Here is a 22,632-nt window from a genome sequence, read left to right as displayed (position 1 = left end):
AATTCGAAACCCAGAGGGGGGACCCTCTTCACACGCCCTGACCGGGGTTACATCGCGCGAGCACCGCCCGGCGACCGACCCGGAAGTCGACCCTCGGCGGCAGCCCGCCGTTCAGCGGCCGGCGCCCAGCGGTCTCTCGATCACTCGCTGCGCCGGGACTGCAGGCGGCATCGGCGATCGGGAAGCGCAGGTCACCGAGCGACTCCTTCGTCATGGCCGAGGACGCTAGCAGCGACTATACGAGATGTATAGCGTCAAGACCTTGTGAGATGTCAGTGACCCGGACACCCGCCTTGAACCTGCCTCCGAAAGTGAGATCACCAGCCGTCACCCACGGCCTACTGGGTGGGCTTCGGGGGGACCTAGCCCTCAGAGCTCGCGCCGGCAAGGCGCAGGGCGAAGTCGCTGTACTGCCAGACGATGGCATCCTCCGCGAGTTCGCCGTCTTCGCGATACCACGCCGCGACTCCCATGCCGAGGTCGAGGATGGCGTAGGAAACCAGCCGCGCCGAGCTGACCTTGAAGCACCCCTCGGCCACGCCTGCGTTGACGATCCGGCGAAAGCCGGCTTCGTATTCCGCGCGCAAGGCCAGCACGCGACCGCGATGCGGCTCGACGAGGCTGCGGATCTCGCGGTTGCCGACGAAGGCCTCGAGCCGGTGCCGGGCGTGGTAACGGACGTGCGCCTCGGTGGCGCGGCGAAGGCGTGCAACCGAACCTTCACTGCTGGCGACGGCCGCACGGTGCGCGCTGAGGAGGTCTTCCATCGTGGCGGTCATGATCTGGGCGAGCAGGTCCTGTTTGGACGCGACGTGCTTGTAGAGGCTCGGGCCGCGCATGCCCACCGCGGCCCCGATGTCGGCCATCGTGGTCGCCTCGTAGCCGAGGCGCGTGAACAGCTCCAGCGCCGCGGCACGGATGTCGTCGGATCGGCCCATCTTCGCCTCCACATGCAGGGCTAACGGATGATAGCTGAACCCGCTGGCAACTGTGAGCTGCGCCATGGGGGATTGCGGGTTGCCAAGCGCTCGCTTAGGGTCCTGGCTAATACTCAGTAGCCGGATGGGATGCGCCATGACAGTCGACCTCACCCAGGATCCCGTCGCCGCGGACCTCGCGCGCCGCACTGCCGACTTCGTCCGCGAGGTGGTGATCCCGGCCGAGGAACAGCACCGTGGCGTCGCGCGCACCGAGAACGTGCGGCTCGGGCTGCAGCGGGCCGCGAAGGATGCCGGCGTGTTCGCGCCGCACGTCGGCGAGGAGTTCGGCGGGCACGGGCTGGACATGCGGGGCAGGGCTGCCGTCTTCGAGGAAGCGGGGTACTCCCTGCTGGGCCCGCTTGCGCTGAACATCGCCGCCCCTGACGAGGGCAACATGCACATGCTCGAAGCCATCGCCACCGCCGAGCAGAAGGACCGGTATCTGCGCCCGCTCGCGGCTGGGGCCATACGGTCGTGCTTCGCGATGACGGAGCCGGCGCCGGGCGCGGGTTCCGACCCCAGTGCGCTGGCGACGCGCGCCGCACGTGTTCGGGGCGGCTGGCGCATCGACGGGCACAAATGGTTCATCACCGGTGCCGACGGCGCGGGGTTCGCCATCTGCATGGCCAGGACGTCGGGTGAACCCGGGGACCAGGGCGGCGCGACCATGTTCCTGGTCGACGCCGACAACCCCGGCATGAAGACGGTCCGGCACATCGAGACGCTCGACGAGAGTCTCTACGGCGGGCACGTCGAGCTGCTCTTCGAGAACTGCGTCGTACCGGACGAGGCGGTGCTCGGCGAAGTCGACCAGGGCTTCCGCTACGCGCAGGTACGGCTCGGGCCCGCGCGGATGACGCATTGCATGCGGTGGCTGGGCATCGCCCGACGAGCGCAGGACATCGCCGTCGGCCGGGCCGCCGACCGCCGGCTGTTCGGCTCACGGCTCGGCGATCTCGGCATGGTGCAGCAGATGATCGCGGACAACGAAATCGACATCGCCGCCGCCCGGGGGCTGATCCTTCAGGCGTCCTGGGAGCTGGATCAGGGGCGTTCGGCCTCGCAGTCCACCTCGATCGCCAAGACCTTCTGCGCCGAAGCGGTGTGGCGGGTGGTGGACCGCGCGCTGCAGATCTGCGGCTCGCTCGGTGTGTCCGGCGACATCCTGCTCGGCCGGTTCCTGCGGGAGGTCCGGCCCTTCCGCATCTACGACGGGCCATCCGAAACCCACCGCTGGGCCATCGCCCGCCGCGTCATGCGCCGCCACACCGAGGCGGCGGCACAGTGAGCGCCGCCGGTCACACCGCAGTGGACGGTCTCGACCTGACCGCACTCGAGCGGTACTTCGACGAGTACGTGCCGGAGTTCCGGGGCCGGCTCACCGCCGAACCGTTGCAGGGCGGCCGGTCGAACCTGACGTACCTGGTCACCGACGGGCGGACGCGGTGGGTTCTGCGCCGTCCTCCGCTCGGCGGGCTCACCCCCTCCGCGCACGACATGCGGCGCGAGTACCGGATGGTGGCCGCACTCGCCGACAGTGGCGTCCCCGTGGCACGTGCGGTGACCCTCGCGGACGCCGAGGTGCTCGGCGTGCCCTTCGCGGTGGTCGAGTACGTCGACGGGACGGTGATCCGGACGGTCGAGCAGCTGCACGCACTGCGGGACAGCGATATCACCCGCTGCGCCCACGGCCTGGTCGACGTACTCGCGCGCCTGCACGCCGTCGATCCGGACGCGGTGGGGCTGACCGGGTTCGGACGCCCGCAGGGCTATCTGGCGCGCCAGGTCCAGCGCTGGTACGACCAGTGGCAACGCGTTCGGACCCGGGAGCTCGGCGACATGGAGCTGCTGCACAAGCGACTCGCCACCGCTTGCCCGGCGGAAAGCGGCGCGTCCATCGTGCACGGCGACTATCGCATCGACAACACCATCCTCGACCCCGCCGACCCGGGCACCATTCGTGCGGTGGTCGACTGGGAGATGGCCACCCTCGGCGACCCCCTCGCCGATCTGGGTCTGCACCTTGTCTACGCCGACCCGTCCTTCGCTCCCGTGCTCAGCGGATCGGCCGCATCGACCAGCGAACGGCTTCCCGCAGCGGCCGACCTCGCCCAGCGCTACGCCGAGGCCAGTGGGCGGGATCTCGGCGAACTCGGCTTCTATCTCTCTTTGGGTTACTTCAAGATCGCCGTCATCGCCGAGGGGATCCACGCCCGCTTCCAGCAGGGGCTGACCCGCGGCACAGGATTCGACACGGTAGGGCAGGCCGTCGCGCCACTGACCGCCGCCGGACTTCGAGCGCTGTCACACCAGGAGCCGCTATGAGCAACGTCCTCGACCTCTTCCGGCTCGACGGCAAGGTTGCCGTGGTCACCGGGGCGAGTTCCGGTCTCGGCGCCGGGTTCGCCCAGGCTCTCGCCGAAGCGGGCGCAGACATCGTCCTTGCCGCCCGCCGCGCCGACCGGCTGGCAGATGTCGCGAAGCAGGTGCACGAGACCGGCCGCCGCGCCATCACGGTGCCCACCGACGTCGCCGATCCGGAGCAGTGCGAGGCGCTGGCCCGCTCTGCAGTCGGCGAGTTCGGCCGCGTCGACATCCTGATCAACAACGCCGGCATAGGCACCGCGGTTCCGGCCCTCAAGGAGAGCCCGGAGGAGTTCCGCCGCGTCATCGACATCAACCTCAACGGCGCCTACTGGGCGGCACAGGCATGCGCCCGCGTCATGGAGCCCGGCTCCAGCATCGTCAACATCGCCAGCGTGCTCGGTCTGATCAAGTCGTACGCCCCACAGGCAGCTTACGCAGCCAGCAAGGCCGGCCTCATCGGCCTCACCCGTGATCTCGCCCAGCAATGGACAGGGCGCCGGGGCATCCGGGTCAATGCCATCGCCCCGGGATACTTCGCCAGCGAGATGACCTCCGAGATCCCCCAGGACCAGGTCATGGCGTTCGTCCAGCAGACCAGCCCGCTGGGCAGGGTGGGGCTGCAGCGCGAGCTCGACGCCGCCGTCGTCTTCCTCGCCAGCCCCGCCTCGTCCTACATCACCGGCATCACGCTCGCCGTCGACGGCGGTATGTCCGGTCACTGACGGCGGGCGTGCCTGTGCAGCACGACACCCGAAGAACGAAGCTCCCGACCGACAGCCAGTCGGCCGGGAGCTTCTTCGTCCTACGCTCGACAACTGCCCACGCTTTCGGTGACGTCGGGCGGGGCGTCCTCGCGTTGGGCATCGCGCCTACCGATCCTTCAAGAGCGCCATGCCGGGCACGTTTCCCCGTGTGTCAGCAGTGCGCGGCGGCTCAGCCCACGATGGGCAGCCGCAGTGCGGCCGGGGCCTCCGCGGGAACAGCAGGGTTGACCGGAGCAACCGGGTCCAGCCGACGGTACGGCTGCGACTGAGCAGGCCTCGGATCGGCCTCACCCTTGTTGGGCCAGAACGAGAAGGCACGCTCCGCCTTGGCCGTGATGGTCAGCGACGGGTTCACCCCGAGGTTCGCGGTCAGCGCTGTTCCGTCCACGATGGACAGTCCCGGGTAGTTGAACACCCGGTGGTACGGGTCGATCACGCCGTCCTCCGACGAGGTCCCGATGGGCGCTCCACCGAAGAAGTGGGCGGTCATCGGCCTGTTGAAGATCTCGCCCCACATCCCGCCCGGGACACCGCCGATGTGCTCGGCGGTGCGCAGGTTCGCCTCGTGCCCGACTGGGATGAACGTCGGGTTCGGCTCGCCGCGTCCCTGCTTCGAAGTGAATCTGCGGCGCCCGAACAGGCCTCGCCTGGTGTACGTGGTGAGCGAGTTGTCCAGGCTCTGCATCACCAGCAGCATCATCGTCCGCTCGCTCCACCGGTAGCCGTTGAACAACGTCATCGACTTGACCGGCTCTCGCAGGATCGTCAGCAGCATCTGCAGCCACCGCGGCGTGGACAGCGAGCCGTCCGTGGCGATGGTCTGCATCAGGCTCATCCCGTTGCTGCCCTTGCCGTTGCGCAGCGCCTGGATGTGCGTGTTCTCGTCCGGGTGGATCGACGAGGTGATCGACACACCGCGGGTGAAGTCACGCTCGGGGTCGACCACGGCCCGGCTCGCACCGATGATCGCCTCCGAGTTCGTGCGCGTCAGTTCCCCCAACCGCGGCGAGAGCTCCGGCAGCACGCCGTTGTCCCGCATGCGGTGCAGCAGCCGTTGCGTACCCCAGGTGCCGGCAGCCAGCACAACCCGGGCTGCCGTCAGGCTCCGCCGGGAGCTACGCGACCGCTTGCCCGTCCTGTGCACGTCCACCACGAACGACCCGTCCGGCCTCGTTCGCACCGCGTCCACCGTGGTCAGCGGGATGACCTCCGCGCCGGCACGCTCCGCGATGTACAGGTAGTTCTTGACGAGGGTGTTCTTCGCGCCGACCCGGCACCCGGTCATGCAGGAGCCGCACTCGGTGCAGCCGGTGCGCCGCGGCCCGGCGCCGCCGAAGAACGGATCGTCGGCGGCCTTGCCGGGCTCGCCGAAGTACACCGCCACCGGTGCCGGTTGGTAGGAGTCCGCCACACCCATGTCAGTCGCGACCGCACGCATCACTTTGTCGCAGGCCGTCACGGTCGGGTTCGTGACCACGCCCAGCATGCGGCTGGCCTGGTCGTAGTAAGGCGCCAGTTCCGACTCCCAGTCGGTGATGTGCGCCCACTGCCGATCCGTGTAGAACGGCTTGGGCGGCCGGTACATCACGTTGGCGTACACGAGCGAACCACCACCGACACCGGCACCCGCCGCCACTATGACGTCCTTGAGCGGGTGGACGCGCTGAATGCCGAAGCAGCCGAGCGCGGGCGCCCATAGAAAGCTCTTGAGATCCCACGACGTCTTGGCGAACTCGTCGTCGGCGAACCGACGCCCCGCCTCGATCACGGCGACCCGATAGCCTTTCTCCGTGAGCCGGAGGGCCGCGACGCTGCCCCCGAAGCCCGACCCGACCACGATCACGTCGTAATCGGCTGCCATCTCGCCGTCGGGCGCACCGCTGTTACTCGCGTTCGTCGATCCGTCTCGGTCGGAGGATCTGCCGGGCAAGGGCTGTGCCATGTGCTGCCTCTTGTCTCTAGCTCAGTCTGGTTCGTCCGCGGTCTATGCGGAAAGCGGGGTACCGAGGAGGCCGTGCGCGCAGTACCAGGCAAGCCGGCATCGAGCGGTCCCGGCGGCAGGCGATCATTTCGTCAGAAACCGGCGTGCGGGGTTTGTGGCCACTCGGCCCTTGCCCATCTCGCAACGGGTTCAGGGGTCGGTTCGACGATTGACGGACATCGGGCGGGTCACGTCTTGTGCCCGGCCATTACGGCAGCAGGCCGGCACCGCATGGAGTCATCGCAACAGGCCTCCGCGCCCAACCCCCGGCGTCGGTACCGAGGTTGAGCAGGACCTGGCCGATCGGGCGGCGCAGCGCAGCCGTCCTTGTCCTCATGGAGGATTGCGGGAAGCAGCGCGTAGAGCACCCGGCCCTTGCAGTCGCCAATCCGGCGCGCGGTGCCGAGTCCGTGCCGCCCGCCGGAAATCATCAAGGCGACACCCATGGAACCTGGGGACCGCTCACTCAGGGCGAGCAGCCATCGAAGAGTCGATCAGCCGGCGTCGTCTTCTGCGCGCATGACGGATCCGGACGGCGACCACTCCGAGGTTTCGATCATCGAGTAGTCGTCAGGTCGCTTGTCGAGCCGCTCCATCCGACGTCCTTCGAAACGCTCAAGAGTTTCCCTGTCCAGCGGTGGAACGAACGCGTTGTCCACCACCGTGTACTCGGCGGCCAGCCGACCGATGGGAGCAATCGCACCGGTGTCGATCCGTCCGCGTGACAGGTAGAGGTCGTCGCGGACGTAGAACTGCACGACCCGCCCGACCACAAGGTGGTTGAGCCCGTCCGGCGAGGGGACGATCATCTCGACCGCGCACTCGAACGCGATCGGCGCACCCGCAATACGCGGCGGCTTCACGGCAGCACTCGGCACCTTCTCCAGCCCAACCATGTCGAACTCGTCCTCGTCGGGTTGGAACTCATTCGCGCTGAGATGCAGAGGCAGCGCCTGCGGCAGCGTGGCCAGGTGAGTCACGAATTCCCCGGTGTCGCGCATATTGACAAAACTGTCCTTGAGCGTGACGCCATCGGACCGGGGCTGGATGGACAAGGAGACCATAGGCGGCTTGCGCCCCACCACAGTAAAGAACGAGATCGGTGCCAAATTCCCAACCCCGTCGGTCGACAGAGTGCTGACCCAGGCGATGGGCCGCGGGATGACGCTGCCGATCAGCAACTTGTACGCTGATTCAGCGGTGAGATTCTCGGCGTCGATGTACAACTTAGCGATCCCTTCAGCAACTCGGCCAAACCGCCAAGCTTGACCTCGGCTCCATGAGTGCGATGACTCGAACAATCCTGTTGTTCGTTCACACGATTTCTCTTCTTCGCCACCTTGTGGGCGCCCTGCTCAACCACCCGGCAACGGTAGTTGCAGATCGAGTAGAGAAGTCCATTTCGAAAGCCCTGCGGAGGGGACCTCTTCCGCATGTCCTGGGTACCGCAAACGAGCCACGAGCCCTGGGCGGGACACCGCGCAGGAGATCAGGGCACGCAGTTCTCCTTCCAAGCAAGGCAGGCCCTCGAGAGACTCCTTCGTTCTCAACGAGAAAGCTAGCAGCGACTATACGAGATGTATAGTCTCGAAGAGATGGTTCAGACCTGGCGCTCGCGGCTCGGTAGCGGCGGGTGCCGACTGGAGACCAAGATCGAAAACCGCATGGGCCAGGCGGCGTACCCTCGTCCGGCCCGTCTCTTCTCGGCGTCAATCGCCAGGAACCCTTGCAGCAGCGCCCTACAAACCAGGCTCGACGCCGTCGCACTGACGGCCGACGCCGAGGGAGGGAAGGCAGCGCGGACTCCGGCGAAGCTGACTTGGCGGGCCCGGACGGTTCCGTGATCTCCACCCACTGCGCTGCGGCGAGAAGAGGGCCACGACAAGGTCACCTTGCCTCGGGCTACCGGGTACCAGTCGTCGACATCGGTCCTCGAGTTCATCGCGTCCGACAAGGCCGGCCACCGCTCCAACGGCACGGGCGGCCCTTGTGCCATTCGCTGCACCCGCCCCGACCAAGAGCACCTTCTGGCGAGCGGAGTAGGACAACCGCGTCGGCGTGCGCGACCAAAATCAGCAGGAGGAGCTCACCCGCCTCCGCCGACAACTGAGGGGCAACCGGCAAGAGCGCCAACGACTTCAGCAGCAGGTTGATGCCACAGCGACCGTCCTCGTCGCTCTCCTCGCCGAGAACGCCGTCCTCCGCGAACAACTGGCGGGAAAGGCAGACCACAGGCGTCCTGGGACGCCGGCACCGCCTGGCCCCGAATCACTCGCGGGCCCGTGCTTCGACGCGGGTGAGGCTTTGACGGCGGGAGCCACCGGTCATCGAAGGAAGAAGTTGAGGAGAGCGTCGGTGCGCTTGCTGAAGGGGGCATAGAGGAGGCGGACGGCGTTGAAGCGGCCTTGCACGTAGATGCCCTTGGGGTGGCTGAGCGTCCGGAACCCCTCGATCCCGTGGTACTGACCCATCCCGCTGGCGCCGACGCCGCCGAAGGGAAGGTCGTCCTGCCCGACGTGCATGACGGTGCCGTTGACGGTGACGTTGCCGGAGGTCGTGCGGTCGAGGACCTTGCGCCGGTCCGCGTCGTTGCTGCCGAAGTAGTAGAGCGCGAGCGGTCGTGGTCGTGCGTTGACGTAGTCGATGGCCTCGTCGATGTCGCGGTAGGGGAAGATCGGCAGTATGGGGCCGAAGATCTCCTCGTGGGCTATCCGCATCTCGTCGGTGACACCGAGCACAACGGTCGGTGCGAGGGTGTGCGGGCGGTGGGCGGCCTCGCCCGGCCGGTGACCGACCTCGATGATCCGTGCCCCACGGCTACGGGCGTCTTCGATCAGGTCGGTGAGGATCGCGTACTGCTTGTCGTTGATGATCGAGGTGTAGTCCTTGCTCGTCGGACCACCGGGGTAGGCGGCCTTCACCAGCCTGTCGTAGCTGTCGATGAAGGTGTCGATCTCGGATTCGTGCACCAGGGCGTAGTCGGGGGCTATGCAGGTCTGCCCGCCGCTGAGGAGTTTGCCGAAGACGATGTCGGACACGGTCCGGTCGGTTACGCGTCCCTTGGCGACGATGGTCGGAGACTTGCCGCCCAGTTCCAGCGTGACGGGGACGAGGTTCTCGCTCGCCGCCTTCATCACGGCTCGTCCGACTTCGGTGCTGCCGGTGAAGACGAGATGGTCGAAGGGCAGGGAGGAGAACGCGGCACCGTCACCGCTGACGATCGTGACCTGCTCCGCTGGGAAGAGCTCGCCCAGTATCGACGCGAGCACGGTGTTCGTCGCCGGGGTGAACTTCGACGGTTTGAGCATGACGCGGTTGCCGGCGGCGATCGCGGTGACGACCGGCATCAGCGACAGGATGACGGGATAGTTCCACGGTGAGATGACCCCGACCACGCCGAGCGGCTGGTACTCGATGCGGTTGGTGCCCCAACGCATGTGCAAGGCGGTGTGGCGGCCGGTCGGGCGCATGAACCGCCGCAGATTGTGCTCCAGGTAGTCGATGCCCTGGACGACGCCGCCGAGCTCCATCATCGCGGTCTCATGGCGCGAGCGATTTCCGAAGTCGGTGTTGATCGCCTCCTCGATGGCGCTCCGCCGGGCGATCAGTGCCGCCTTGAACCTGCTCAGATCGCTGCGCCGCGCCGCCAGTGAGGGCGCTCCGTCGCGGCGGTAGGCAGCGCGCTGAACGGCGAGGATGTAGCCGAAGCGCTCCGCGTCCGTGGGCTGTGGGGTGACTTCTGTGATGGTCACGATGGTGGTCCTTTGCTGCTGGTGGGGACGACGGAGGAGCAGTGCCGCCTGGGATGTGGAGCGGGTCGCCGAGAGCGGCGGCCTCCGGTCAGGGGCGGGCCATGCGGCCCATGAACCGGACGATCAGGCGGCGCGGCAGGATCTTGCTGGCGAGGGCGATCGGGCGGCCGTTGGTGATCACCGACGGGGGCGCGGAGCGGCGGTCGAGCGTGTCGAGGGCCGTCTTGACGACGTAGTCGGGGGTGACTCGCTTCGCGCCGTAGTCGGCCGTCTCGCTGCCGGCGGCGTCGTAGAACTCGGTCTTCGTGGCTCCGGGGCACACGGCGAGGACGTGTAGGCCGGTGCCACGGTTTTCTTCCCACAGCGATTCGGTGAAGCTGAGGACGAAGGCCTTGGTGGCGCCGTAGACGCTCAGGTACGGGGTCGGCTGGAAGCCCAGCAGGCTGGCGACGTTGATCAGGATGCCGGTGTCGGCGGAGGTCAGCGGGTCGATGTAGGCACGGCTGAGGTCGACCAGCGCGCTGACGTTCAGCGCGATCATGCTCTGCAGGCGGTCCGGGTCCTCGTCGGTGAGGGCGCTGTGGGTGCCGAAGCCGGCGTTGTTGACCAGTCCGGTGGCGTAGATGCCGCGGGATTCGAGTTCGGCGCGCAGCGTGCGGCCGGCGTCGGGCTGGCCGAGGTCGCGGGCGACGACGGTCACCGTGACGCCGTGGGCGCGGGTGAGTTCGTCGGCCAGGTCCTTGAGCCGGTCCGCGCGGCGGGCGACGAGGACGAGATCCGAGCCGCGACGGGCCAGCTGGCGGGCGAATTCCGCGCCGAGCCCGGAGCTCGCTCCGGTGACGATGACGGTCTGACGGCGATAGTCGATTTTGCTCATGCCTGCACTCTACGCACATGTTTGCACTGAGTGCAAGCAATTGCATATGGCGAAGAGATGTACCATCGGTGCATGACTCAGAAACCGGCCCCCCTCCGGGAACAGACCCGCTCGGTGGTTCGCGCGCTCCTCGCCCGGACCGCCCTCGAGCTGTTCGCGGCCAAGGGGTACGACGACACGACCCTCGATGAGATCGCCGCGGCGGCGGGTGTCTCCAAACGGACCCTGTTCAACTACTTCCGGAGCAAGGAGGACCTCGCGCTCAACGGCCTGTCCGAGCAAGGGGAATTGATAGCCGCGCGGCTCGCCGAGCGCCCGGCCGACGAAGACCCGTGGACGGCGCTGCGTGCGGCGTTCCAGGTGCTCGAGGAGATGGACCTCACCGCCGAGCGCCGGCTCGAGATGACCACGCTGCTGTTCGGCAACGAATCCCTGCGCGCCGGCCACGCCGAGAAGCAGGCCCGCTGGCAGGACCTGCTCGCACCGCTGATCGAACCGCGACTGCCCGACTCCGACCACCGCACTCTGCAGGCCCGCGCGATCGCGGCCGCGGCGATCACCTGCCTCCAGGCAGCCACAGAAGAGTGGATGCGCCTGGGCGGACAGGTCGACACCTTCGACCTCTACGACACGGCCGTACAGGCCATTCGCCGCCCCGCCTCACCACCAGAGAAGACAACGACATGAGCAAGCGCCTGCCCCCCGCCGACCTGCCGAACATGGCCGCCGCCCTGCGCGCCGAACGCGCCGAGATGCTGGACTTCACCAGCAGCCTCACCGACGACGAATGGACCGCGCCCAGCGCCGCAGCCGGATGGCGCATCGCCGACGTCGTCGCCCACATCGGTGCGACGGCGCGCAGCTTCTACACGCCCGCCGGGCTGCGTACGAGCTTCGCCGCCAGCCTCGAACAGGCGAACGAAGACCCCGTCGACCGCCGGCGAGACTGGAGCCGTGCCAAGGTCATGGCCGAGTATCAGCGCGCCAGCCGGCGCGCCACCACGCTCCTCGACGTCGTCAGGCGCACACCCGCCGCCCGAGTACGGGCACAGATGGCCGAACTCGGCCGCCACCCCCTGGGTCTGATGATCGGCGGCGCACTCGTCTTCGACCACCACACCCACCTGCGTCACGACATGGCCCCAGCGCTCGGCCGACCCGTGCCGTCCACCGACGCGGACCGCATGCGCGCGGTCCTGACGTGGATGATCGCCGTACTGAACAATCAGGTCGCGCAGGCACCGGTCGCCGGGCTCGACGCCCGCGGCGCACTGACGCTCACGGGCCCAGGCGGCGGGACCTGGTGGATCGACGAGGCCGGGGGCCTGGCTCCCTCCGACGGCGCCGTCGCCGCGCACGTCACCGCCCCCGCGCTGACCTTCCCCGACTGGGGCACGCAGCGCTCTTCCTGGCGCGACAGCGACGTGACGGTCACCGGCGACGCCGAACTCGCCGCCCGCTTCCTCGACACCGTCAACGTCATCTGACCGGAGCACCAGAGGCCCGCCTCCCAGGCAGCCCCGGACCGCTTGTCCGCCACTTCTGGTGGCGGCGAGTTCCGGCCGGGGTGCCTCGGCTTCGAGCACACTTTTTTGGGAGAGAGCCCAGTCACAGGAATGGGGCGCGCTCCCCGCGCGAGCGGCCGAGGGGAGTCGGCGGCACGCCGGGGACGGCGGACTCACACCGGCGTCTTGGCGGTCCGGGCGGGCGTGTCCACTCTTACCCTCCGTCGCCGCGGCGCTGCTGCCGCCGGAGGAGGTCGACGCGACGTCCGCAGCGCAGACGGCCGACCGCCTTCAGCCCTGTCTCCTGCGCGCCGTCGGCGACTCATGGCACGGGTGAGCGCCGCCCGCGCAGCTCGCGGTCAGGCACCGGCAGCCGCCGCGGCATGCGCCGCCCGCACCGCGACCTTGTCGATCTTGCCGACCGCGTTCTTGGGGATGGCCTCCACGACGACGTAGGAGGTCGGCCGCTTGTAGCCGCTGAGGCTCTTCGCACAGAGGGCTTCCAGCGCTGCCGGATCGACCGTCAGATCCGGTCGTGGCTGGACATACGCGACGACGACTTCCCCCCATTTCTCATCGGGGACGCCGATCACAGCGGTCTCGAGGACGGACGGGTCACCGGCCAGCACGTCCTCGATCTCCTTGGGGTAGATGTTCTCCCCACCGCGGATGATGATGTCCTTCGAGCGCCCGACCAGCGTCAGGTATCCCTCCGCGTCGAGGTGGCCGATATCGCCCGTGTGCAGCCAGCCGTCGACGACGGTCCGGGTAGTTTCGTCCGGGCGCCCGAGATAGCCGCGCATGATGTTGGCACCCCGGACGAGGATTTCGCCGTTCTGCCCCGGAGCCGCCTCGCTGCCGTTGTCACCGCCGATGCGTATGTCCTGCCCGGGGAAGGGCAGTCCCACGGTCCCGGCGCGTCGAGGACCGGCAACGGGGTTGACCGTGCAGGCGCAGGAGGTCTCGGACAGCCCGTACCCCTCGATGAGCGGAAACCCGTACCGGGCCTCGAAGCGAGTCAGCAGCTCGGCGGGCGCCGGCGCCGCGCCGCAGATGCCGTAGCGCACGGACGACGTGTCGGGCCGTACGGCATCCGGCAGGGCCGCCAGCATGTTGTAGATGGTGGGGACGGCGCTGAAGAAGGTGGGGCGCTCGCGCTCGATGACGTCGAAGAAGGTGTGGGGATCGAACCGGTCGGCGATGACGACGGCGGCGCCCACGAGCAGCGGCGTGAGCACGCTGACCACGACGCCGTTGACATGGAAGAGCGGAAGGATCAGCAGGCTCCGGTCGGCCGGCCCCAACTCGAGGGCCTTGCTCGCCATGTCCGTCATGGCGTCGATGTTGGCGTGGTCGAGCATCACGCCCTTGGGCACTCCGGTCGTGCCGCTGGTGTAGATGAGCAGGGCCAGCGCGGAGGGGTCCGTGTCCGGGGTGCGGTCTGTGTCTGCCGTCGCTTCGTACAGGTCGTCGACGGCGAGCGTGACGATGCCGTCCTCAGCCCTCGTGCCGTCCTCGACGACGACCAGGCGTGCGCCGGAGTCGGCCAGTTGGCGCGCGACCTCGACGTCGGTCAGCTTCGGGTTGACCGGGGTGACGGTGGCGCCGAGCCGCCAGGACGCGAACAGCAGCAGGACGAACTCGATGCGGTTCGTCAGTTTGAGGGCCACGACGTCGCCGGCCCCGACCCCGAGGTCCTGAAGGTGGCGCGCTGCCGCCCGGACACGGTGCAGAAACGATGTGTTTGTCAGCGACCGGCGCCCGTCGGAAACCGAGGGTCCCTGCGGGTCGAGTTCGGCGCGGCGGTCGGGCAGCGAGGCGAAGTTCATGGCGGACGTCCCTGTGTGGAGTGCGGTCGGGTCGAGGAGTCGAAACAGCCGGCTCCGTCAGCGGGCCGGGCATGCCGGCGGGGCGGCGCAACAGCCGTCCCGCGGTGTGGGTCTCAGAGGCTTCGGTCGCCAGAAGTGACCCGCTCGCTTTCGCGGAGCAGGTACTTCTGGATCTTGCCGGTGGAGGTGCGGGGCAGTTCACCGAAGACGACCCGCTTGGGCGCCTTGAACCGTGCGATCCGGGATTTGACGTGGTCGATGATGTCCTGCTCGGTGGCGACCGCATCCGGCCGCAGGACGACGTACGCGACGGGCACCTCGCCCCAGCGCTCGTCCGGGGCGCCGACGACGGCGACTTCGAGGACCGCCGGGTGGCTGGCGACGGCCTGCTCGACCTCGATCGAGGTGATGTTCTCGCCGCCAGAGATGATGACGTCCTTGCTGCGGTCCCTGAGCTCGATGTACCCGTCGGGGTGGCGGACGCCGAGATCGCCGGTGCGGAACCAGCCGTCCGGTGCGGCCGCGGCGGTCGCCGCGTCGTCCTTGAAGTACCCCAGCATCAGGTTGTTGCCGCGCAGCCGGATCTCACCGATCGTCGTGCCGTCCGCGGGGACGTCCTTGTCACCGTCGACCACCCGGGCGGTGAGGCCGATGACGTTGGCCACGCCCTGACGCGCACGGAGCCTGGACTGCTCCGCGGCGCCGAGGCCGTTCCATTCGGGGTGCCAGTCGCACAGCACCGCAGGGCCGAACGTCTCGGTCAGTCCGTACAGGTGCGTGACGTCGATACGCAGGTCCTCGGCGGCGGCCAGCAGGGTGGGGCTCGGTGGCGCCCCGCCGGTCAGGAAGCGGATGACGCCCTCCGAGTCGCGGCCCGCCTCCGGGGCGTTCACCACCATCGACAGCACCGCGGGGGCGCCGCACAGATGGGTGATGTGATCGTCGTGGATGTGCCGCCAGATCTCGGAGGCCTCCACCTTGGGCAGGCATACGTGCGTGCCGCCGGCGGCGGTGACCGCCCAGGGGAAGGACCAGCCGTTGCAGTGGAACATCGGCAGCGTCCACAGGTAGGCGGAGGCTGCGCTCAGCTGGGTGTGCGTGACCATCGCGAGTGCCTGGAGATAGGCGCCGCGGTGGTGGTACATGACGCCCTTGGGACGGCCGGTCGTTCCGGAGGTGTAGTTGACCGACAACAGCGCCCGCTCATCGGACAGCGGGACGGCCGTCGGCTCGGCGGCCGCGAGGAGTACGTCGTAAGTGCCGTCGTCGCCCGGGCCCGCGCGCATGATCACGGGTGGGTTCGGCATGCCGTCTGTCGCCGTGGCCACGAGGTCGTCGAACTGCGGGTCCTGCAGGAGCACCGCGCTTCCCGAGTGCTCGATGATGTAGCGGACCTCGGGGGCGGAGAGCCTGGTGTTGATCGTGACCAGGGGCGCACCGGCCCACGGGGCTCCGTAGTGCGCCTCGAGCATGACGTGCGTATTGGGCGCGAGTACGGCGACGGGGCGGCCGTTCGCGAGCGGGGCCAGGACGCCGGCGAGCCGCCGGCACCGGTCGTGGAACTCGGCGTAGGTGAAGCGCCGGTGTCCGTCGATCACGGCCGTGCGCTCGGGAAACACCGCGGCCGACCGGTCCAGGAACGAGACAGGACTCAGCGGCTCGAATGACAGTACGGGTATCAAGGCTTGCTCCGTTGCACAGCGGGGGTCATGGGGACCGCCCGCGGCCGGTGCCGGACCACACGGTCCGGCGCGCTCGCCGCGGACGCAGCAGTGGGCACCCGCGGAGCGAACCTCTCCCCGCTACATCCCCACGTACACCGGGTAATCGATCTCGGTACCGGACATCAGGTCGAAGGCACGCTCGACCAATTCGTCCGTTCCGACGGCCACTCGCACATCGCCCGACCGAACCGCGTCGGTGACTTGGGTGCCGCCGAAAATCAGCTTGAGGAAGGTCCGCGTACGACAGTGGATCTCAAGGTCGGGGCGAACAGGTGATGGGCCGCTCCTCGTCCACATCCGGCCGTCGGCGATCTCCACATGGAACGTCTCTCTGCCCACGTGCAGCTCGTAGATCTCCTTGAGACCTGCGAGCTTGTCCGGCGTGACAACACTCGAAACACTCAGGGCAATGAGGTCCACCCGGGTCGTCGCCGTGTCGATCTCCGGAGACGGCGGAAGCCCCAGACCCCACCGGCCGAGCGCGATGAGCGGCTCACGGAGTCCTTCGCCCCTCTCGGTGAGCTCGTACACCGCCACCCCGGCGGGCGGCGGAAGCGTGCTCCGGCGAACGACGTCGGCGGCCTCCAGACTGCGAAGACGCGCGGTCAGACGGTTCGGCCCGAGGGCCGGGAGCGTGTCGGCGAGATCCTTGAACCGCTTGGGCCCGAGCAGCAGCTCACGCACGATCAGAAAGGTCCACCGTTCGCCGAGGACGTCCATGGAACGGGCGAGCGGACACATCTGGCCGTATGTTCGTGCAGTTGTCATCCCTCTATCGTACGGCTCGATAACTCCTCACTATACGACTCGTATACCACGCACGTGCGCGCCGGACTCATCGCCGCAGGCCCACCGCGTCGGCGAAGGCTTCGAGCTCACGGCGGATGTCGCCGGCGGGCTGGTACGTGATCTCGGTGACCCCCTGCGCCGCGAGGTCCTTCACCCTGGCGAGGACGTCGCCCGCAGTGCCGGTGAGGGTGTGCCCGACCAGCGTGTTACCCCCGGCGTTCCAAGCGGCGGTATCGGCGTCGTTCAGACGCAGCAGGTGGCCGTGGTGGACCGCGAGGTGGCGTTCGGCCTCCGGTGTCTCCAGCACGACGGCCAGCCATTCCAGCCCGCCGGGCAGCGCCTTGACCGCTTCCTCGCCGCCGAGTTCGTAGGAGATGTGGAACAGCTGCGCCAGCGCCGGGCCCGCCGCAGTGCGCAGTCGCTCACTGCCGAGATCCTCGCCGTCACCGAGCACGGACCCGGCGGTGCCGTAGACGACACTCTCGAACTTCTTCGTCACCTCTTCGGACACACCTTCGATTCCCATGATGAAGACACCGTCCCCGAGTGACTCGGCGATCGCCGTGCCCTTCGGGCCGATCGCCGCGATGTAGACCGGGATGGTGTCCGGCGCGCCCCGCGGGTATTCCGGGGTGTGCAGCATGCGCATCGGGCTGCCCTCCCACTCGACCGTCTCGCCCCTCAGGAGCGCGCGGAAGGCCGTGACGTAGCGGGTCATGTACGCCCACGAGACGGGCTGTTGTCCCATCGCGCGACGGCCCGTGTATCCGGTGCCGAACGCCACCGCGACCCGCCCGGGGGCCAGGCGTTCGAGAGCCGCGGCCCCGCTGGCGTTGACCATCGGGTGGCGCAGTGCCGGTACGAGGACACCCGGTCCGAGCCCGATGCGGTGGGTGCGTTCGGCGGCCAGCGCCAGGGTCATCCACACGTCGGGGCTCTGCTGCGGTGTGTCGTACAGCCACGCACGCTTGAAGCCGACTTCCTCGGCGATCCGGATGTGCTCGGGTGTGTGCAGCGTGGTCGCGAACGACGCCGATACGTCCAGGCCGGCGGGACTGCGGCCGTGGGTTGCGGAGGATGAAGAGGAGGTGGTCATGACTGCTTCCCCAGTGTGTTCAGGAGGCCGGTGGCGGGAACGTTGGCCAGCCGCAGCTGGCCGCGGGCGATGAGCTTGCCGTTGTCGACGCTGGTGACGGCCACCTGCCACAGTTGCTGGCTGCGCCCCTGCTGGATCGCTTCGGCCAGTACCTGAACCGTCCCGGCGGTGATCGGCCGGAGGAAGTCGGTGTTGTTGGCCACCCCTACGGCGACCTGGCCGAGATCGGCTATCGCTGCGGACGCGCCGACGGTGGCGGCGGACTCCACGGCGGTGGTGTAGACCCCGCCGTGCACCACTCCCCACGGGGTGTGATGCTCGGGTCCCAGCTGTATCTCGCCCCGCACCCGCGTGCCCGTGACCTCGGTGAGGGCCAGGCCGGCGGACTCGACGAATGCGCTGCGGAACACGTCGAAGCCTGCGGGAGATGTTTCGGTCCTGGGCCGTGTCACTGTCTCGCCCCTACTCGTTCGCCTGGTCGAGTTCGCCCTCGGCCACCACGGGCATGGGAACTCCGAGGAGGCCGTGCGCGCCGTACCAGACGGGGCCGATGTTGAGCCGGTCGGGATAGCGGGCGGTGATCTCGTCGAAGAACTGCTGCGGGGTGGGCTTCTCGGCGAGCAGCCGCTGCGCGTCGCGCAGGTACTGGCGAGTCTCGTCGATGATCGCCGGGTCGTCGGGCAGGTCACGGTTCTTGTGGCCGGCCACGACAGAGCGGGGGTTGAGGGAGTCCAGAACGTCGAGGGCGGCCAGCCACGACTCGAATCCGCCGCCCGGGGTCTCCAGCAACATCTGGTGCACGCCGTTGTAGACGACGTCCCCTCCGACGATCAGGCCGATCGAGGGGACGTGGAGCACCGTCGTGTCGTCGGTGTCGGTGTGCCCGACCTCGACCGCCTCGATCCGGTGTCCCTCCAGCTCGAACCCGTCCGCGGGGACGGTCCGGTAGACGAGCGGGGTGTCCGGAATCAAGCCCGGGAAGTCCGCGTCCCAGAACTGCGCGCGTCCTTCGACATTGCGGCGCATGATCCCGATGGTGCCCTCGGTTGCGTACGGGATCGCGTCGGGGAAGCGTTCCAGCAGCTGGCCGGTGCCGAACCAGTGGTCGCCGTGGCCGTGCGTGGCGTAGATGTAGGCCAGGCGCCTGCCTGAGCGCTCCACCCAGTCACCGACCGCCTGCGTCTGCTCGCGGGTGAACGGCGGGTCCACCAGCACCGCATCCCGCTCCCCGACGATCAGCGTCGAAGCCAGCGGAGACGACACGATCCCACCACCGCCCGGCAACCGCTCGCGGCGGGCGCGCGGCACCCCGTCACAGACGTACACGTCATAGGTCAACTCAGCCATGCGTGGTGTTCCTTTCGGTGCCGTACGGCGGTGTGCCGTACGAGGGCGGTCAGGCTCGGGAGGCGAGACGGCCGATGGGACGACGTCCGGGCGCCGGTTCCGGCGAGAGCGAGGCATCACCGGACATGCGGCCGACCGTGGCCGGGGCAAGGCCGGACGCGGGCCCGACAACTTCTCGGCGGCGCTATCCCAGTGGCGCGAGGAATTGCTTGATCAGGTTCGCCACCTTGGCGGGCTCCTCACGGGGAGACAGGTGCGCGACGCGCGGCAGCACCTCCAGTCGGGCGCCGACGATGCGTTCGGCCAGATCGTCGGAGTGCGGGGCTTGCGGCAGCGCCTTGTCCTCGGCGCCGACGATCACCAGGGTGGGGGCGGTGATCCGGTGCAGGGCACCGACCACGTCGGTGCGGTCGCCCAGCACCGACCGCGCGGCACGGGCCAGCCCCGCGCGGTCGAGGCTGTCGACCGTCGCGGCGAGTTCGGAGGCCAACCCGGCGTCGTGACGGCGGGAATGGTCGCTGAGCATCCCGGCCACGACCAGCCGGCCCAGGCCACCCGGAACCCCTATCCGGGTGAGAAGGGAGGTCACACGGACCTGGAGGCGTTCGCGCAGGCCCACACCCCGGGCGGTGGTGTTGGACAGGACCAGGGCGGTCACACGGCGTGGCGCGGTGAGCGCGACCCGCAGCGCCACGATGCCGCCCCACGACAGCCCGAAGAAGACCGCCTGGTCGACGCCTGCGTCGTCGAGCACCCGCAACGCGGCCTCACCGCACTCCTCCATGGTGAAGCGCCGCGAGGCCGGCGCGCTGCCGCCGGTGCCCGGGGGGTCGACCAGCAGTGTCCGCCATCCGAGAGCGTGCAGGCCGTCGAGCTGTGCGCCCCAGCTGGTGTCGCCGTCGCTGTAGAGGCTCGGCCACAGCAGAGCCACGGGGCCGTCGGCGGGGCCGGCGTCCTGCACGTGAAGCGGACCCAGGGTGGTGGGCACGGTGAGCGCGTGTGGTGTTTTCACAGGTGCCGCTTCCACCAGTCGAGGGCGGCCCGGCTGCCGGGCTCGTAGCCGTCGAAGTAGATGCCGTAGTGGTCGATGCCGGGGATGACCTGGTAGTCGACGACGCCGTCGGGAGTGTTCTTGATAATTTCCGCCGCGCGGGCCCCGTTGTCGGCGATGGGGTACATCTCCTCGTCGCCGGCGTCGATGATCAGTGTGGGAATGCGCAGCCGGTCGACGTGGGCGAGCGGGCTGAAGTGCGACAGCTTCGCCAGGTGCGGCGTTCCCGCCATGTTCGGCCACGGATCGATGCCCTGGGGAATCGGGTCCGTGTCGCCGCGGGCGGTGTCGATCGCGCGCTTGCGGGCGAGTTGTGCGAGGGGGCCGCCCAGTGGGGCGATGGCGGCCACCTGTACGGCCAGCGCCTTCACGCGGGGGTTGTTGGCGGCCTGGTGCACGGCGATGCCTCCGCCGAGGCTGGTGCCCCACAGTCCGATGCGGGCGGGGTCGACGCCTGGCTCGCCTTCGATGTAGTCCAGGGCCGCGCGCGTGTTCGCCGCCCAGGCGAACGGGTCCACCAGCTCGCGGATGAACCGCACGTCGGCGCGCGCCACGTTGCCGTCATCGGGGTCAGGGGCGTCGCCGACCAGGTGCAGCGGGGATCCCGAGTCGTACCAGCTGCCCTGGGTGAAGGTCAGGGTGATCATGCCGGCGGAGGCGAACAGTGCCGCGTAGCGTTCCGCGGTGAGTTTGCTGCCGCCCCAGCCGTGACACAGCACGACGGCGGGGAGGGCCGCGTCGGGCGCGAGGTTCGTCGGTCGGTACACATCCGCGTCGAGCGCCATGCCGTCGCTCCACACCGTGACCTTCTGCCGGCCGACGCCCTCGGGCATGACCAGTGGCGGATAGACCTTCTCAGCCACGGTTCGCCTCTTCCAGGGCGGATCCGGCGGGCCAGACGTCGGCGAGCCTGTCCTTGTCCGTGGCTACCGTGTGGATTCCGACCACACGCCAGCCCTTGTCGGACTTGGCCACGCTGAAGTGCACCGCCCAACGCTCGATCTCGCTCTCGTCGGCACGGCGTCGCGACCAGATCACCTCGATCGTGGCACCGACGGTGTTGTAGACGGACACCAGCCGGTCCGGCACCGCGGTATGGCTGTATCCCGCCTCCCGCAGAGGCGCGTAATTCATCTCCAGGAAGGCGAGCACGCTCGCGTCGTCGAGGCACCAGAACGACTGGTCCAGGGCGGTGACGTGCAACGGGGCGCCCCAGAAGTCGAGGACGAACTCGTGCCCCTCCTCGGACGTGCCCGCGGCCACGGCGACCCAGCGCGGCAGGTAGTCCTCGAAGAACCAGTGCGTCACCTCGGCACGAGTGGCCTCGGTCTGACTGTCAGACATGTCACGGATTCCTTTCGCAAAGGATTTCAGCAGCCGTCCAGTCGCGCCCACACAGGGGAACGCGCTTCGGGCGCCATTGATCGCGGGGCGAGGGGACGCCGCTTCCCGCCTAACGGACCTGCATCAGCTGCGCGGCGACCTCGCGAACGAGGTCTTCGACGTCAGCCGCGTGACCGTCGGCTCGGGCGGCTCAGGATGGACGGCCACGCGCGGGCAGCATGGACGGCCAAACCTTCGGACCGGCTCGGGTTCGACCGGCGGGACCAACTCCGCAGCGACTGGCCGCCGTTCCGGCGACCGGTGCTCATGCGGCTCACGAGCACCTGCTGGACCGATGCCGTGTGCGCTTCATGCGACCACGGAACGCAGCCCACCGTATGACTCCTTCGCCATGGCCGAAGACGCTAGCAGCGACTATTGGAAATGTATAGCTTCGACAACACGACTCGGCGATCACGGTGCACAGGGTCGGCCGCGACGCCCGCGACAGTCAGCACCACTGCCCGCCAGCACCTGCGCGCTTCGAAGTGGGCGCCATTATGTACCTCTAGGTCAAGAATGGCTGCTACAGTACCTCCATGGCAAGGCCCAAGAACTTCGATCCGGATGCGGCGATCGAGCAGGCGATGACAGTGTTCTGGCGCCAGGGTTACGGCGCCACGACCCCTCAGCAACTGGTCGACAGCCTGCAGATCGGCAAGGGCAGTCTGTACAACGCCTTCGGCGGCAAACGCCAGTTGTTCGACCTGGCACTGCGCCGCTACCTGGACCTGCGGCTGGCAGCCGTGACCACGCGCCTGGAGGGCCCCGGGCCGGCGAAGGAGCGACTGCGCACGGCGCTGCACTTCCTCGTCGACTCGTACTTCACCGGTCCGGACCGCCGGGGCTGCCTGGCGACGAACAGCGCGGTGGAGTTCGGGCGCGCGGACGAAGCCGTGGCGGCGCAGGTGAGAAACCTGTTCGACCGCATCGAAAACGCAGTCCAGGCACTGTTCGAGGAAGGTCAGCGCGCCGGGGAGTTCCCTCCCGGCCATGACGCCGCCGCCCTGGCCAGCATGCTGCTGAACACGGTCACCGGCATGAACGTCCTGGCCCGCATCGAGCCGGGCCCCGACCGCCTGCGCCGGGTGGTCGACGCGACCGTCGACCTTCTCTGATCGCTTTCCCCGAGGGCTTCCGCCCAGAGGACGGCACAGGCACACCCTCATTCTGTACCTACAGGTAAA

At 68.7% G+C, this 22,632-nt stretch carries 21 protein-coding genes; 6 read left to right on the top strand and 15 right to left on the bottom strand.

The window, feature by feature from the left end; genetic code table 11:
• Window positions 1–28: 28 nt before the first annotated feature.
• Window positions 29–214 (bottom strand): hypothetical protein, encoded by a 186-nt coding sequence (locus ACFWWR_RS02485; protein ID WP_384301532.1) that lies wholly within the window; start codon window positions 212–214, stop codon window positions 29–31.
• Between the two features lie 148 nt (window positions 215–362).
• Complete coding sequence (locus ACFWWR_RS02480; protein ID WP_383861583.1) at window positions 363–1,004, bottom strand: TetR/AcrR family transcriptional regulator; 642 nt, start codon at window positions 1,002–1,004, stop codon at window positions 363–365.
• Between the two features lie 70 nt (window positions 1,005–1,074).
• Between ACFWWR_RS02480 and ACFWWR_RS02475 the strand changes: the two genes are divergently transcribed.
• From ACFWWR_RS02475 to ACFWWR_RS02465, 3 genes are read left to right on the top strand one after another with little or no spacing between them, the layout of a single operon-like run.
• Window positions 1,075–2,268 carry an acyl-CoA dehydrogenase family protein gene (locus ACFWWR_RS02475; RefSeq protein WP_383861580.1) on the top strand — a complete coding sequence of 398 codons (1,194 nt, stop codon included), beginning with the start codon at window positions 1,075–1,077 and terminating at the stop codon, window positions 2,266–2,268.
• The gene (locus tag ACFWWR_RS02470) at window positions 2,265–3,305 is read left to right on the top strand and encodes a phosphotransferase family protein (RefSeq protein ID WP_383861577.1); all 1,041 of its coding nucleotides are present in this window, start codon (window positions 2,265–2,267) and stop codon (window positions 3,303–3,305) included. Before ACFWWR_RS02475 ends, ACFWWR_RS02470 begins: the two co-directional genes overlap by 4 nt.
• Window positions 3,302–4,069, top strand: coding sequence for an SDR family NAD(P)-dependent oxidoreductase (locus ACFWWR_RS02465; protein ID WP_383861574.1), 768 nt, complete (start codon window positions 3,302–3,304; stop codon window positions 4,067–4,069). The genes ACFWWR_RS02470 and ACFWWR_RS02465 overlap by 4 nt, the downstream gene beginning before the upstream one ends.
• 211 nt (window positions 4,070–4,280) lie before the next feature.
• On the opposite strand, the gene ACFWWR_RS02460 is transcribed toward ACFWWR_RS02465, so the two are convergent.
• The 4 genes from ACFWWR_RS02460 to ACFWWR_RS02445 form a co-directional block, all read right to left on the bottom strand.
• Window positions 4,281–6,053, bottom strand: coding sequence for a GMC family oxidoreductase N-terminal domain-containing protein (locus tag ACFWWR_RS02460; protein WP_384301528.1), 1,773 nt, complete (start codon window positions 6,051–6,053; stop codon window positions 4,281–4,283).
• Between the two features lie 533 nt (window positions 6,054–6,586).
• The gene (locus ACFWWR_RS02455) at window positions 6,587–7,318 is read right to left on the bottom strand and encodes a flavin reductase family protein (RefSeq protein WP_383861568.1); all 732 of its coding nucleotides are present in this window, start codon (window positions 7,316–7,318) and stop codon (window positions 6,587–6,589) included.
• A 1,098-nt stretch (window positions 7,319–8,416) separates the two neighbouring features.
• A complete protein-coding gene (locus ACFWWR_RS02450) occupies window positions 8,417–9,844 on the bottom strand; it encodes a coniferyl aldehyde dehydrogenase (protein WP_384301526.1) in 1,428 nt (475 codons plus the stop codon).
• 88 nt (window positions 9,845–9,932) lie between these two features.
• Window positions 9,933–10,721 (bottom strand): SDR family NAD(P)-dependent oxidoreductase, encoded by a 789-nt coding sequence (locus ACFWWR_RS02445; RefSeq protein ID WP_384301524.1) that lies wholly within the window; start codon window positions 10,719–10,721, stop codon window positions 9,933–9,935.
• 72 nt (window positions 10,722–10,793) lie between these two features.
• Between ACFWWR_RS02445 and ACFWWR_RS02440 the strand changes: the two genes are divergently transcribed.
• Both ACFWWR_RS02440 and ACFWWR_RS02435 read left to right on the top strand, forming a co-directional pair.
• Entirely contained in the window at window positions 10,794–11,408 is a 615-nt protein-coding gene (locus ACFWWR_RS02440) for a TetR/AcrR family transcriptional regulator (RefSeq protein WP_384301522.1), read from the top strand.
• The gene (locus ACFWWR_RS02435) at window positions 11,405–12,208 is read left to right on the top strand and encodes a maleylpyruvate isomerase family mycothiol-dependent enzyme (protein WP_384301520.1); all 804 of its coding nucleotides are present in this window, start codon (window positions 11,405–11,407) and stop codon (window positions 12,206–12,208) included. The genes ACFWWR_RS02440 and ACFWWR_RS02435 overlap by 4 nt, the downstream gene beginning before the upstream one ends.
• Window positions 12,209–12,585: 377 nt before the next feature.
• On the opposite strand, the gene ACFWWR_RS02430 is transcribed toward ACFWWR_RS02435, so the two are convergent.
• The 9 genes from ACFWWR_RS02430 to ACFWWR_RS02390 all read right to left on the bottom strand — a co-directional run bounded on the left by ACFWWR_RS02430 (window position 12,586) and on the right by ACFWWR_RS02390 (window position 21,406).
• Window positions 12,586–14,055 (bottom strand): class I adenylate-forming enzyme family protein, encoded by a 1,470-nt coding sequence (locus ACFWWR_RS02430; protein WP_384301518.1) that lies wholly within the window; start codon window positions 14,053–14,055, stop codon window positions 12,586–12,588.
• A gap of 113 nt (window positions 14,056–14,168) precedes the next feature.
• Window positions 14,169–15,737, bottom strand: a complete 1,569-nt coding sequence (locus ACFWWR_RS02425) for an AMP-binding protein (RefSeq protein WP_384301516.1) — start codon at window positions 15,735–15,737, stop codon at window positions 14,169–14,171.
• 120 nt (window positions 15,738–15,857) lie between these two features.
• On the bottom strand, window positions 15,858–16,499 hold the full coding sequence (locus ACFWWR_RS02420; RefSeq protein WP_383861549.1) for a winged helix-turn-helix transcriptional regulator: 642 nt from the start codon (window positions 16,497–16,499) through the stop codon (window positions 15,858–15,860).
• A 115-nt stretch (window positions 16,500–16,614) separates the two neighbouring features.
• Window positions 16,615–17,664: an LLM class flavin-dependent oxidoreductase gene (locus ACFWWR_RS02415; protein WP_384301514.1), complete on the bottom strand. Its 1,050-nt coding sequence runs from the start codon at window positions 17,662–17,664 to the stop codon at window positions 16,615–16,617.
• Window positions 17,661–18,074: a PaaI family thioesterase gene (locus tag ACFWWR_RS02410; protein WP_383861543.1), complete on the bottom strand. Its 414-nt coding sequence runs from the start codon at window positions 18,072–18,074 to the stop codon at window positions 17,661–17,663. Before ACFWWR_RS02410 ends, ACFWWR_RS02415 begins: the two co-directional genes overlap by 4 nt.
• 52 nt (window positions 18,075–18,126) lie before the next feature.
• A complete protein-coding gene (locus ACFWWR_RS02405; protein WP_345570327.1) occupies window positions 18,127–19,011 on the bottom strand; it encodes an MBL fold metallo-hydrolase in 885 nt (294 codons plus the stop codon).
• A gap of 184 nt (window positions 19,012–19,195) precedes the next feature.
• Complete coding sequence (locus tag ACFWWR_RS02400; protein WP_384301512.1) at window positions 19,196–20,023, bottom strand: alpha/beta fold hydrolase; 828 nt, start codon at window positions 20,021–20,023, stop codon at window positions 19,196–19,198.
• The gene (locus ACFWWR_RS02395; protein WP_383861536.1) at window positions 20,020–20,925 is read right to left on the bottom strand and encodes an alpha/beta hydrolase; all 906 of its coding nucleotides are present in this window, start codon (window positions 20,923–20,925) and stop codon (window positions 20,020–20,022) included. The genes ACFWWR_RS02400 and ACFWWR_RS02395 overlap by 4 nt, the downstream gene beginning before the upstream one ends.
• The gene (locus ACFWWR_RS02390) at window positions 20,918–21,406 is read right to left on the bottom strand and encodes a hypothetical protein (RefSeq protein ID WP_383861533.1); all 489 of its coding nucleotides are present in this window, start codon (window positions 21,404–21,406) and stop codon (window positions 20,918–20,920) included. The genes ACFWWR_RS02395 and ACFWWR_RS02390 overlap by 8 nt, the downstream gene beginning before the upstream one ends.
• A gap of 578 nt (window positions 21,407–21,984) precedes the next feature.
• Between ACFWWR_RS02390 and ACFWWR_RS02385 the strand changes: the two genes are divergently transcribed.
• Window positions 21,985–22,563 (top strand): TetR/AcrR family transcriptional regulator, encoded by a 579-nt coding sequence (locus ACFWWR_RS02385; RefSeq protein ID WP_383861530.1) that lies wholly within the window; start codon window positions 21,985–21,987, stop codon window positions 22,561–22,563.
• Window positions 22,564–22,632 lie beyond the last annotated feature (69 nt).

Source organism: Streptomyces sp. NPDC058678 (genome assembly GCF_042714835.1).
Classification (GTDB): Bacteria; Actinomycetota; Actinomycetes; order Streptomycetales; family Streptomycetaceae; genus Streptomyces.
Note: the sequence above shows the minus strand (reverse complement) of the source record. Positions and strands in the feature narration are given on the sequence as shown.